Raw genomic sequence first — 13,192 nt, forward strand, 5'->3', positions numbered from 1 at the left:
CTTTGAACAACGAAATGTCGCTTAATGTAGTGTCCAGTCCTGCTGGAGCAGATCAGACAGGATACTTCAAACCAAAGAAAGGTGACCGTGGCACTTACGTATGCTCTACAGGGCTAGGCTGCCTTACTGAAGCGGTTGACTGCGAATGTTGTTCTGATGGTCTAGCAGTTAAGAAGTCGAAGCATGGAGAGTGTCTAAGCTGTAAGGCTAAGTTCCTGCTCTGTCCTCGTTGTAAATCACCCAAAATTACGAGACTAGGCAGGTATGGTGTGTATGTAGCTTGTTCTGGTTACAAAGGTGAGGAGAATGAGGGTTCGTGTAGGTACAGGGATAAATTGTCTCCTAAATTAAAAGGAAAAATTGAGGCGAATGTACGCATCCCTTACTCTGGAATTTTGTAGACTAATCATAAAATTATGCGATTATTACTTGTTATAATATGCAACTTATAACTGTAAGATATTATCTGTAGGGGAGTATTGGTGTGACAATTTTAGTCGTAATCGGTAATGGTTTTGATATTCAGAATGGATTACCTACAAGTTATTGGCATTTCCATCAAAACCATCATGACGAGCTAAACGAACATTTTGTCTTTTTTCCTGAGTTTCACGATGATCAAGAGTGGTCTAACTTTGAAGAAAACTTAGGTGTTTTCAACGAGGATGATTTCAGCGAGCAAGCCGTATTTCAACCAAGTTTAGATGAGTTGGCGGACTCTTCAAGTAGCCTGCTATATGGCTATGAAGATGAGATGACTGTAAAAGTAAATGAATTGGTGGATGCAGTAACACATACGTTCAACACTTGGATAAGAGCAATAGACGTAACCACGGCCACGCAATTATTTGAATTTCCTAATGGCTCTAAATTCATTAACTTCAACTATACATCTACGCTCCAAGACATATATACAATTCCTGACGAAGATATACTGCATATTCATGGCAAAGCTAGATTGAACGTCATTTTTGGTCATGGAATCGGGGATGGCAACCAATCTACATCGATGCCTTGGAATGAAGACGAGCCTTGGTTTGATGAGTCCCAAAGAACAGTTGCTTCAGTTACAGATAAGTTTCACAAGCCAGTAGCTGAGATACTTGAAGGGCGTCGCGCTGAGCTAGAAGGTTATGGAGATGTTTCAAAAATTATGGTTATAGGGCATTCAGTTAATGACATCGATCTTCCGTATTTCAAGTGCATCTTGGACGCGTACCCTGGTGCTGTTTGGGAGAATTGGAATTATGGTGATGGTATATCGGACACTAATGATAAGCTGATAGCTATTGGTGTACCACAACATCAGTTGAGTTCATCTGCTTCTAGTGACCTTGTCACGTCTTACCCTATAGCTGTATAGGCGCGTAACAGAGGTTACTTCAATTACTTAGCCAACTCATTGGTGTGTTTGTCCGATGCATAGCTAACGGATGCGGCTAGCTCAGAATGGCTCTTAGGTTCATCATTTATAACATTTTCAGTCATATCTTTTTGACCATGATTACCCAATGCTTCAATATGTGTTTGGTTGACTAAAGATCTAACTTATCAGTGAACTATAAAGTTGGGTTCAGTTAAGGAGTGGTAAGAATGACAATAAACCAGAACAATGTCATTACAAAGATAGAACAGTAGAAGATATTACGCCGCAGCAGTCTAGTTCAAAAGGCAATTAGATTTTAAGTCAATGAAAAGCCTTGGGGAAATAGAGCTAATACAACCTGTCTAGAGGTTTGTTGACGTGGATGTATAAAATCACTAACGTGAATCCAGTGATTGGATTAGTAGATATAAACAATCGACTAAGGAGTCATTTGTGCTTGAAAGCCGTAATTTTAATGGCATCGAAATCTTTCGGCCCAGTAAAGAGCATGAAAAAAGAGTTTATGACAGTATAAAGGAATCAGTATTTAAAAACTTCGATCCTGGAACTTACACCGACAAGAACCAGATAGTAGAAATCGTAAACTTTCTTTACCAAGAATACTACAAAATACTGGATGAGAACCTTCCTAGGGTTGCCCCTAGAGAGTTTGCAGCATTTCTAGCCTCCGAATATGAACGCTACGGAAAGGTTTCAGATATGTATAAGCAAAAAAAACTTTCAGAGAAAGAGCAAGAATTGTGGTTATCTCAAGCAAGTTATGCGAGAAGAGGTATAAAGCATCTATTTGAGCTTCTTTGTCGCTCAAAGATGGATAGCAGCGAAGTCGAGAGAACGCAAGAGAAGCAAGAAGACGCGATTTCAATTGTTTTCATTGCTGCTGAAGAGCTCGTAAGCTTATACATGCGGAGTGAAACTTACCGCAGCTTCTTAGATAGCGTCACGCTAAGACTCGACCCTGCCGAACACATTTATTTTCATGCTGAAGAAGACAGTAGCATAAATCTCGACATCAGAAATTCTGTACTGGATTTTCACAAGTATATCCCTAACCCTATGCTCCACAATGATATCAAGGCTCAAGAGGAAATATTGGGTGAAAGCTTTGTTGAAACGCTAGGCTTGGGCTTTAAAGACACGATTGAGACCATTAAATGGCTCATCGTAACTTATAGCGATGAGAACAATCCTGAACACCTCGGATTTTTTGAGTTGCAGGAGGCGGTTAGTGTCATGATTGACCATTTTAGGCTTACCGAAGAACAGGGCATGCGTATTCTTGAAGGGTTTTGCCTATCCAGTGAGACAATGATTGAACGTGAACTCTACAAGCCTAAACAGGAGTACCGCGCATACAAACGTGCTTTTTTCAAAGACCAATATGAGGGCAAGGAACTTGTGTTCTTTTCCCCTAGAATGGCATTAGAATGCCTAGAACTATTGATATCAGATGTTCCATTTCAAAAACTACCCGTGGAGTGGAAATCAAAAAGTATTAAATCAGCTCTTGATGTGCTGTCCTTTAAAGCTGGTCGCTGGTTTGAAAAAGTAGTGAGACAAAACATAGAAACGCTAGGTATAATCGGCTCATCTTCAGTAAAAGCACTTAGGATTAGTGCCACCGAAAAGCTGAACGTTCCAGCAGAAGTTGGTGAAATCGATTTTATAGGCTTTCATGAAGAGCAAGAGTTACTCGTCATCATCGAAATTAAGCAAGTTGGATTTACGACCGAACCTAGAATGTACCTTGATGATTTATCAAAATTCGTAACTAAACCCAAAAGCTACAGTGAACGATTCAGAAGGAAGTTCAACTGGGCGATTGAAAATGTAGAAAGTATCGAAAAACACTTTTTGCACAATTTTAATGTTGATGCGAAGTTAAATACTGCTGGTTACGCAATGATCACGCTTTACCCTACTACGGCATCAACAAAAATTCAGGATTTCACGTGTATTTCTATTACCGATTTTATGAATCAAAGCCTAGAAAGCACGGCTTGGCCCTTTAGCAAGTCTCCTAATATTGCCTAGTTGGCTTACTCTTACTGTTGTATAAACTGCTCAAACAAACGTTTGAAGTCAGGCTTGGAGTTTAGACTAGTTACTAAAGGCAGCAGGTAGTAGGTATGATTTGATTGCTGCCTTGAATATCCGCGGCTTGAAGTATGCCTACTTTGACTTACTTGATTGGTGTTTTTATCTCGCACTCAATCGAATTAGGTGCCGTGAAGCAATTTTCTTGAGTTTTGTAAAAGAGTAGCCTTAAAGTCGTCACTCGGAACTCCCAACGACGTTGCGAGCTCTGTCGCTGTATCTTTCAATAATGACTTGTGATATTCAGAATTATACGTATTCGCTGAAAAGGGTAAGTCTGTTTCGATTAAGATGCTATCCTTCGGTATGTGAGCGATTAAACTTTGACCTTTTTTGGTTTTGACCATCTTATGATTGAAAGAGAATTTAGCCCCAAGATCTAAAAGTTTGCTTGCTTGTGATAACGATCCTGTAAACCAATGCATTATTGGTGTTAGTGAAGTAGCGTTCATTTCTACTTTTAGGATATTTATCAGTCTAGTTTCTGCTTTAAGACTGTGGATTGAAAGAATTTTCGCTGTTTTGCTTGCTGAGCTTAGATCTAGGATTTTAGATAGGACTTCTTCTTGTAAGTTTAAACTATCTTTGAATGCTGTTGAGCCGTCTAATCCAATTTCACCGACAATAAAAGCGTCATTGATATACTTAGAAAACGAATAGTGGTCTTTATATCTAGCGCTGATTAGCTGAGGGTGCATACCCAGTGCTGGGAGTAGTCCAGATATACGTTGCGACTCTTCTTTATTTTTAGGCCAAGCTAAGGGAGTGGTAGTGACAGCTACTGCTGCCACTTCAGGGGAAAGTTTAAGTGAGCTACTCTCAAAGCCTGGAAGTAGGTCACAGTGACAATGAAAGTCTATATATTTAATCTCATCACTAATCATGTATTTGATACTCATTAATCTAATACGATTTGGTCACAGTTACATCTTTGACTAGACTATAAACTTCGTTCAGACCACGTTCATACATGCCAGCAATTTCATTCCATTCATCATGCACACCAGATAGCGAGCCAGATTTATGTATCTCGGTGTTAGAATTGATTAGCCCATTTTGCAATCGAAATCCTGCATATTGTACAGATAAAATATCTTTTGACTCGGCATATACACTACCTCTTTTGCCGACTTTAATTTTTGCATCTTTAAAGTCTGATATTGCAACATACCTTGACTTGTCGAGAATCGATGCTCTTTGAAAGGAGGCTTTACGGATAAGACATGGGTAACAGTATCCGCAATTACCAAGGCCACCAACCCCTCCTAGCCTTTTGGACTTTAATCCATTCTTATCCCAACGCATTTTTGTGGGTGAAGCACACGATAATGTTTCATGTGCATGATCTATTAATAACTGTTTGTTTTTACAGTTGTCCATCATTTCGCCTTTAGTCATATGGCGGTATGGATTTTCCAATTGAATGTTCAAGCCTAGTCCTTGGAAAATTTCTTTCATTTTACACATGAAGTTAGGATGTACGGTTTTTGTACTATTGGCACCTAGCCTGAGTGGATCTAATGGCACGTTTAAAGCGATAAAGCCATTTTCAGGTACTATGAGCTTACACGTTTTCCCCATATTAGAGGCTAGGTAGGCGGCCATTGATACGAACATAAATGAACGAGACCGTTGGCTATTTTCTGAACTAGCATGTGTACTATCGTTTTTAAATACATTTTTGTCGAAAGCTAAACAACCCTTTACATAGCCTTTAAAGTGCTCAGGGAACTGTTTATTTAATACATCTTCTATAGCGTTTTGATAGTTCTGTGTGCCGTCGGCTGTATAGTGTCCAACAAATAAAGAGTCTGTTTTTTCACTCAATAGGTCAATTGCACCGATAAAGCTATCTAATCCTCCAGATAGAAGTGAAACTGCTTTTACGGGGATTGGTGATTCGGTTTTCTCTAAGCACTCTAATAGGTTGTTTTCATCGCGCATTCGCAATTTTATGTTCCAAAAGTCACCAGTTATGAAGGAAAGCACTTCCTCTATCTTTCCTAGGAGTGGCTCCCATAGGGTAGTATCGTTCACAGGGAAATAGATGTCGAATTCACGAGTCCATCCATCTTGAGAGTGTTTCTTTCTGCTAACCCTTGTGTCGGCAGCATAGACTAGAGTTGATAGATTTAGTAATTCTGAAGCGTGTATGTTTGATTCTACTAGATATTTTTGGGCTTTCTTGACGAATGCACCTATTCCATATTTTGTTTTTGAATGAGTTTTCGGTAAATCGATAGAAACGACCAAACTGTCATTATCAGCTAAGACAACGTTATCTTTGGCATTGATTAAACCAATTACTGAGCATCTTTTCATTATTCACCACCGACTGATTCTAAGATCTCGAAAACATTTGTATATAATTCATCTATTTGATCAATTAACTCTGTGTTCATAATGTCAAAACCATCCGCAAGCAGATTGGTGATGGCATCACTTGCACACCCTTCAATATACCCCCGAAGTTCTTTAAGTGTGCTGTGTAACTGCTCTGGGTTTGCTTTTTCAGCCACTACATTATTACCGATATCATTAATGATTCTTTCGGTGACACTTTTACCTATAAAGCAACTAATACTGGCGCTAATTTGCTCAGGAGTAATTTGGCTTAAATCAGTAATACCCATGGTGGTAGTCATTTCAATCACAGTCTCAATGTATGCAGTTCTGACTACAGCATCAGGGATGTTGCTTGTAGTTACTCCACAGATTTGATCTGAAACACGTAACAGTAATTGATCTGCTGTTTCATTCGGTTTTAATGTGAGATTAAAGTTCTTAGCCGCAGCATCTGCTCCTTGCTTTGCTGCATCTGTTAAGAACGAGAGTAAATTGCCCGCAGCTTTTGTTGAGCCTCCCATTCTTTTTACTGATGATCCCTTTCCACCAGTGTTCTTTACGTAACGACTTATACCTCGCTTCATTGAGTCAGTATCACCCGTTCGGAAATAGCGATTCATATCAGCTCTAGGTACTCTGAATCGTTGTCCAGTTTCTGGCTTTATTTCTGATTTGTTGGGGGTGCCTTGTTGCTGTTGCTGCTCCTCGCCGCCACCTTCAAGCCATGTAGGAACGAGAGGGTTGTTACTATTGGGGCCCTTGTTTGGTGTAGATGTACCCATTATTTATCCTTATTTAATTGCTGCTTAGCGGTTGCGGCAAGGATTGCATTGTCAGCGTCTGACCAATCTTTAAGTAATTCTTTTAGTTCTTTTCGAGCTTCATCATTCAGATCTGCTCGTTCCCAACCTGAAACCGCCCATGTTCCAATGTTACGCTCAGGAATTTCTGCAATACCTCTAAGCAGTTTTAACTGAAGTTCTTTAAAGCATTTACATAAAAGGATTGCTCCAACGTAGTAGTCGGGAGCATTTTGTGGACTAGATGAGCCATGTATTTTTGTAATTAAAAGATCCATTAGCTTTTCGGCATCATCTGCTGAGAGCTGTTCAACAGTACTTTGGGCACTGGAGACTTCTAAAGCACTACCAGAAAGAAGCTTAAGTGAACGTTCAATTAATTCATTACTTTGGGTTAAGCCTATAAATCTTACCTTTTCTCTTGTCAGGAAGAAGTATGGGGCTAGATTTATATCGGATAATGGTGGGTCAATTTTAATCCAGTTAGCAAGCCAAGAATCTTTTTCTGTATCAAATAGAGGTTTCTGGGCTGATAGAAGCTCAGGTGTATCTTCTTCACTATTGAAAATGGGATTTTCTTGAACCTTTAGCGATAGTGGTAAACCTTCATGGTTGCTTAAGCTATCTAACCGAAGTAGTTCATAGGCGTTAGGGTTAAATCTTTCTAACAGCATCAGCTTAATCAGTATATTTTCTTTGATAGAATCTTTATAGCCTGCGCTTTCTGCAACCAAAAGCCTTGTCATAAATGCATTTAAAAAACGCTTTATTTGACGGGGATTCCCTTTCGTTCCTAAGTTTAAGGCTGGGGCGATTTGTGAAGCCATGAAAAACAGCTCTTTATTCTCTTTAGATAAAGTTTTTCCTGTCCAACTTTCAAATTGTTCAGTAGAAATGCTTCTTTTCGCCCAAGGTTCTTTCAAGATCGTTCGAGCATGTTCAAGAACTACATTGAATTCACTGCTATCTTGTTTGCAGATGCTTTCGGATATAAGTAGAGCAAGGTATATCGACGTTTCATTTTCGTTAAGTGCGGGAATCCTGAACGGGACTTGTATCAGTTTTTCGAGGTAGTTTCGTGTATATGCCATTCCTCCTACTTCTTCGGACAAATTAGGGAAATGGCGACGGACAGAGTACTCGATCATTGTTTCATCTGCTGCGATAATAAAAGCAGTATTTGGCATAAATAAAAACAATTTCATCGCTTCTAACGTTGCTATTGCCGTATCAGGTAAGCAACGGTCAAGATCATCCACTAAGATTATCAACCTGTCTATATCAGCAGTTTTGAGTAGCTTTTTATACTCTTGCCTAAACTCAGTTATTTCAGTGACAACTTGCTTGTTGTCAGCATTTTCAATGCATCCTTTAAGTTCCGACAAGCCTTTTGAAAGTTCTTCTTTTCCTAAACTTCCAACTTTGTTAGTTAGCTGATCCACTATTGCTGATAAATCTTGCATTGTGGCTGGTGTAGGTACTCCACTTAATGTGGATACTCCCCAATTAGCTACTGTCTTTGCTGTTTTAAACCAATTAACTCGCTTTAAAAACGAATCTGCTGATGCTTTCAAGCCTTCTACAGACGCTCTGCTTTTTACCAAATCACTCGTGATTTGCTGCATTAATGCTGTTTGAGCATCCTCAAGACCTTGATACAACCAAGAATTAAACCTGACACATACTGTTTTTTCATCATCCTTATAGGACTGTTCAATCATAGATAAAACAGAAGATTTTCCAGCGCCCCAGTCTCCGTGAATACCAATAGAGACAGGCAGTCTATGCTGATCACTCAGTAATGTTATGATTGCTCTGCTTATCGATTGGTAATTTAGAAGGTCTACACTCGATTCGTTGTCTGGCCACAGCAATTTGCATTCCTTACCTAATTGGACTTATTTTCTCGATATGCTACTAGGTGATTTCTTTTTGTTCAATGAGTTAGTCGTGATTTCAAAGCTTATGATGTCAATATGTACTTTAAGCGAATTCAATTTGGTCTTTTGAAAGCTTCTTTCTATGTCTCTAAAACTAAGCAATTGTTATGGGCGATGGAATTTGATCAAAGTCGGCTTGTAGTGTTCAAGAACCTACTAACTGAACTAGAGTTTTATTTATACCGATAAAATAGTTGAAGGAGTTATTTGGCTAACTTTTAGTAATACCAGTAATGTGTCTATAGGATCAGGTAACCTCATTGTATTTTTCAGCTAAGTAAAGAGAGATAGATTGTGGGGCATAGTTACGTCAAGCGCATCCTTAAGAAGTACCTAATCAAGGCTGATTACGAGCCGATAGAATGCCAACGTTGTAAGGTTACTGGTATAGAGAAGTAGATAAAAAGGAGAGTTATTTCTCCCTTACAATTCGAACCCCAGTTGAATTCTCATCCCATTATTGAGTCAAGCGAGCCCCAGATAAGGAAAACACCTTTTGGTTGTCCTTACTTCTGATAATCCGCATTTAAACACAATACTGATCACATATTGATATTTGTCGCTTACCTACATTGAGCAACCAGATGTCTAGAAGCTGATAATCACGGTAGAATAAATAACATCGTCAGGATTAGGCTATGATAATGAATAAAGTAAAACTGTTGTCAACATTCGTGAAAAGTGCGGGGAGCGTCAAAACACCTGCTGAGATAGATATTGATTCTTCAGGTAAGAAAGATAATGAAGACTATCAATCACTACTATCAAGTATCAATAGCCTGTTAGATTTTGACAATTTAATTGTGCTTGCTGGTTCGGGTACATCACTAACGTTTACAGGTATAGCGCCAAGCATGGGGCGACTATGGGAAAGGTGTAAAAAGCAGGAACCAGCTCTGTTTGAAGCTGTTCTGGACGCTGTTGAGTACGATAAGAATCAACCCAAGAGGGATGAAGACACAAACGAGCCATGGGATGATATTGAGCTTTTACTGTCATTATGCGACCAATATATCGCTTTATTTCCAGATGAAAGCAAAACGAGCCAGCTTAAGTCTTTCTTAGAACAATCAAAGAAAACTATTTTAGATGAAACAAACTTTACAGATGTGGTTCGACAAAACGATTGGGCTTCGCATGATAAGTTTATTAGGACGTTAGGACGAAGAAGTCCGAAACAGCAACGATTAAAGCTATTTACAACAAACTATGATCTAGCTTTTGAGCATTCCGCAGCTAATACTGGCTTTGTCGTTGTAGATGGTTTTGAGTTCTCATCTCCAAGCTACTTCAATCCAGCTTGGTATCGTTATGATATTGTTGACCGAGGTGGAGATATAAGAACCGCTAGCGCCTACATTCCCAATGTTTTCCACCTTTACAAGATGCACGGGTCAGTGAATTGGACACGAGAACGAGGTCGAGTGAAAAAAGTCGATTATAAAGCTAACATTGACGAGCCTGTTTTTATCTATCCCAGTAGCTCCAAATATCAAACATCATACGATTCTCCGTATTTGGATATGATGTCATCGTTTTTGAATAACCTTCAGCAACCTAAAACTGCATTGATCTGCTTAGGCTTTGGTTTCAATGATAAACACATAAACAATGCTGTTACGATGGCTCTTAGGACTAATGCTGAGTTTAATGTCCTTGTGGCAACGAAAGATCCTTTCAATGAAAAAGGTTCTTTTAACAAAGAGATCAGAGATTTGCTGATCTCAGCGATCAATCAAGGTGATAGAAGAATTTCCATTATTGATGGCACCTTCGAGCAATTTAGTAACTTGTTGTTAGAGCGTAGAAAAGAAACACCAGAAGAAAAGTTGTTCAAAACTTTCGAATCATTGGCTCAAAACATGGTAATCAGTAAAGGCAAAGATGATGAATTCTAGTGATTGGTTTTCACCCTATGATTCCTGTCGGAGGATTGGTAGTGTTATCAATGTGTCGCCATCAGAAGTTAAAGCCAATCTTTCGGATGCAGGCACAGGAGAGGCCAAATGGCATTTGGGAGAGCGTGTTCCAGCGGGAGAAGTAAACGAATTCATATTTATTGACTGTGGGCAAACAGCAGTTCTAGGTCGTTTAGTTCAAGTATGGTTAGATGGTGCTGAGAGACTGTCTGTCGATGTCATATCCATGGAAAATGGGTTTAACAATCCGATAGGTATCATCCAACTATTAACAAGTATCAATCCATCTACTGGTGAATTGTACAGAGGACTTAAAAGCCATCCTAGGTTGGGTAGTCAAATCTACTCCGCTCACCCACGATTGGTCGCCATGCTGGCCGAAGGCGACTCTGATGAGGGTGAGATCAAGCTTGATATTGCAGAGTTGCCTTACGATTTATCAGCAAACATCACAGTCACTCCTGATAAACTTTTCGCCAGGCATTGCGCGGTTTTAGGGGCTACTGGTGGTGGAAAGAGCTATTCTATTTCCCGATTGATACAGGAAGTACAGAAGCATGGTGGGAAGGCTTTAGTATTAGATCCTACAGGGGAGTATGCTGACTTAGATTGTGTTACTTACTACGTGGGTAGCCATGAAAATGCTAATCAAGATAATACCGTAACCTTTCCACATTGGAAATTGCCAGAATCCGATATTTATGCTTTCTTGCGCCCCTCAGCACAAACCCAAATGCCTAAACTAGCTTCCGCTATCCTCAGTCAAATAATAGTGATTGAGAATTGGAAAAAGCTGAACGCTAAGGGGCTAACCGTAGATGCCAATTATTCTTTAGTAAAAGCAGGAAAAGTAAAGGCTGCATACAACGATGCTGTGAAACAGTTAGAATCTAGTACATCTGTGTGTAGAAGGTGGAGCTTCAAAAATTTAGCAAGTCAAATTGAGCAAGAATGCATCTGGCCTACAGACCGAAATAATGAAAACCTGTTTGGAGGTGCTCATGACGGTGACCTTGGTTATTGCATAAGTTTAATCTCTCGTATTAAAGCATACTCATCTAACCCGCATTTGAGGTGGCTCTTTGATCCCGACAAAGAAAGCACAGATATACCATCAATACTAGAAGTTCTAGCAAGAAGGGAAGAGCAAGGCAAGGTAATAAGGTTAGACTTATCAGCAGTTCCTTTTGAAGCAAATGGTAGAGAGATTTTAGTTAATGCCATTGGTCGGAATTTGATGAATTTAGCAAGGAGTGGAAATATTGATCATAACAATCCGCTCTTAGTTTTCATCGACGAAGCACATCAGTTCTTGAACAAAACAGTTGGTGATGAAACAAGTTCTATTAGGTTAGATGCATTTGGCAATATAGCCAAGGAGGGGCGAAAATACGGCTTGAATGTTGTAATTGCAACACAACGACCGCGTGACATACCTGAAGATGTACTGAGTCAAATTGGATCATTAATTGTCCATCGATTGACCAATTTTCATGATCAAGAAGTAGTAAAAAGAGCTGTAGGTTCTATGGATCAACGCTCTGCTTCTTTTCTACCAACACTTAGCCAAGGTGAAGCATTGCTACTTGGAGTTGATTTCCCATTTCCGATGACTGTTAAAATGAAGAAGCCAAAAATAAAACCTACTTCGAAGAGTGCTGAATACTCAATAGCTTGGAAGCAACAGCGAGAAGTAGTAAGAAGTCCAATCGTCGAATACCTAGATATTCCAAATGATTTGATACAGGATTTCGAGACTTTAGACATAGAGTATCTTGGTGATGAAGGTTCTAGTGGAGAGATGATTTATAGCTATTACTTCGAAGTACCATCTGATACTAGTGAAGAGCTACAAAAGACAATGGGTTGGGTAATCGGCGAATTTATTCGTGATATACCAGAGCACGTTTTAGACAATTAGAGTTTTGTATAGCAAGTTAGATGTGCTAGCTAACTTTGTCCAAAGGTTTGCTGGCTCGCTAGCTAAAAACTGGATGTTGGCAAAAGAACTTAGGGCAGAACCCTAGCGACTTTTTGAAGTATTATAGCTGCGATGGTTAAGTCTGGTGGCAGCATGAAGGAACTAAAAAAAGCTAGCCATCCAAAGATGACTAATAGGGTGGATTTGATTCCAGGTTTTGTAGATTACAACTGTTTTTCCATAGGCGGCACCTCGTTTGTTTGGGTGGTGTCGCTAGGACTCTGCTCCGCAATGCGTACTGCCCTAAATTCTCTCAACGACATTATACACATATTTATTTTCACTACCTGTAGTTATTCAAGGATAGCCAAATTAGAACAGTCACTGATACGACTTATGTTCCAGGCGTGTTGGTTGTCAATGAAGTAGGGCCCTGACGAGCCCATGCACCACTACTTGGCTCTTTTTCCTGCTTTTACGGTTCGTCCCCTTAAGGCCTCAAAGAGCGCCCTAGATCGAGATGCGGTATTAGTTGTCGCATTCTCGGAGAGAGGTGTCAACAAGCTTTCATCGCAGTTAGTGAAACGTGCTAAACAGTCTTGCTCTAACTGGGATTGCTTTTCTTTTTTGTTGTTTCCACCGATAACTCTTCCCATGTCATATTTTTTGTTCATGAACTCGGAGATCTCATCATTTTGGTATTTCTCGACGTTAAAGCTTTTGTAGCGTAAGCGTGTCATGAACACCGCATTCTAATCTTTCAGCACGAAGAATAAGATCAT

At 39.6% G+C, this 13,192-nt stretch carries 9 protein-coding genes; 4 read left to right on the forward strand and 5 right to left on the reverse strand.

Annotated elements, in window-relative coordinates; translation table 11 throughout:
- Positions 1 to 484 precede the first annotated feature (484 nt).
- Together ACED59_RS23050 and ACED59_RS23055 are read left to right on the forward strand one after the other, a co-directional pair.
- Positions 485 to 1,363 carry a bacteriophage abortive infection AbiH family protein gene (locus ACED59_RS23050; RefSeq protein ID WP_371705141.1) on the forward strand — a complete coding sequence of 293 codons (879 nt, stop codon included), beginning with the start codon at positions 485 to 487 and terminating at the stop codon, positions 1,361 to 1,363.
- A 456-nt stretch (positions 1,364 to 1,819) separates the two neighbouring features.
- The gene (locus tag ACED59_RS23055) at positions 1,820 to 3,421 is read left to right on the forward strand and encodes a hypothetical protein (protein ID WP_371705142.1); all 1,602 of its coding nucleotides are present in this window, start codon (positions 1,820 to 1,822) and stop codon (positions 3,419 to 3,421) included.
- 185 nt (positions 3,422 to 3,606) lie between these two features.
- On the opposite strand, the gene ACED59_RS23060 is transcribed toward ACED59_RS23055, so the two are convergent.
- Genes ACED59_RS23060 through qatA form a run of 4 tightly spaced genes read right to left on the reverse strand, consistent with a single transcriptional unit; the run spans position 3,607 to position 8,504 of the window.
- On the reverse strand, positions 3,607 to 4,368 hold the full coding sequence (locus ACED59_RS23060; protein WP_371705143.1) for a TatD family hydrolase: 762 nt from the start codon (positions 4,366 to 4,368) through the stop codon (positions 3,607 to 3,609).
- Between the two features lie 19 nt (positions 4,369 to 4,387).
- The gene (gene qatC / locus ACED59_RS23065; protein ID WP_371705144.1) at positions 4,388 to 5,806 is read right to left on the reverse strand and encodes a Qat anti-phage system QueC-like protein QatC; all 1,419 of its coding nucleotides are present in this window, start codon (positions 5,804 to 5,806) and stop codon (positions 4,388 to 4,390) included.
- On the reverse strand, positions 5,806 to 6,612 hold the full coding sequence (gene qatB / locus ACED59_RS23070) for a Qat anti-phage system associated protein QatB (RefSeq protein WP_371705145.1): 807 nt from the start codon (positions 6,610 to 6,612) through the stop codon (positions 5,806 to 5,808). The genes qatC and qatB overlap by 1 nt, the downstream gene beginning before the upstream one ends.
- Entirely contained in the window at positions 6,612 to 8,504 is a 1,893-nt protein-coding gene (gene qatA, locus ACED59_RS23075; RefSeq protein WP_371705146.1) for a Qat anti-phage system ATPase QatA, read from the reverse strand. Before qatA ends, qatB begins: the two co-directional genes overlap by 1 nt.
- 710 nt (positions 8,505 to 9,214) lie before the next feature.
- Here qatA and ACED59_RS23080 point away from each other — a divergent pair.
- Both ACED59_RS23080 and ACED59_RS23085 read left to right on the forward strand, forming a co-directional pair.
- Positions 9,215 to 10,468, forward strand: coding sequence for an SIR2 family protein (locus ACED59_RS23080; RefSeq protein WP_371705147.1), 1,254 nt, complete (start codon positions 9,215 to 9,217; stop codon positions 10,466 to 10,468).
- Complete coding sequence (locus ACED59_RS23085) at positions 10,458 to 12,410, forward strand: ATP-binding protein (RefSeq protein ID WP_371705148.1); 1,953 nt, start codon at positions 10,458 to 10,460, stop codon at positions 12,408 to 12,410. Before ACED59_RS23080 ends, ACED59_RS23085 begins: the two co-directional genes overlap by 11 nt.
- A gap of 452 nt (positions 12,411 to 12,862) precedes the next feature.
- On the opposite strand, the gene ACED59_RS23090 is transcribed toward ACED59_RS23085, so the two are convergent.
- A complete protein-coding gene (locus tag ACED59_RS23090; protein ID WP_371705149.1) occupies positions 12,863 to 13,150 on the reverse strand; it encodes a hypothetical protein in 288 nt (95 codons plus the stop codon).
- Positions 13,151 to 13,192 lie beyond the last annotated feature (42 nt).

It is taken from the genome of Vibrio sp. FF266, from assembly GCF_041439695.1.
GTDB classification, from domain to species: Bacteria; Pseudomonadota; Gammaproteobacteria; order Enterobacterales; family Vibrionaceae; genus Vibrio; species Vibrio tasmaniensis_A.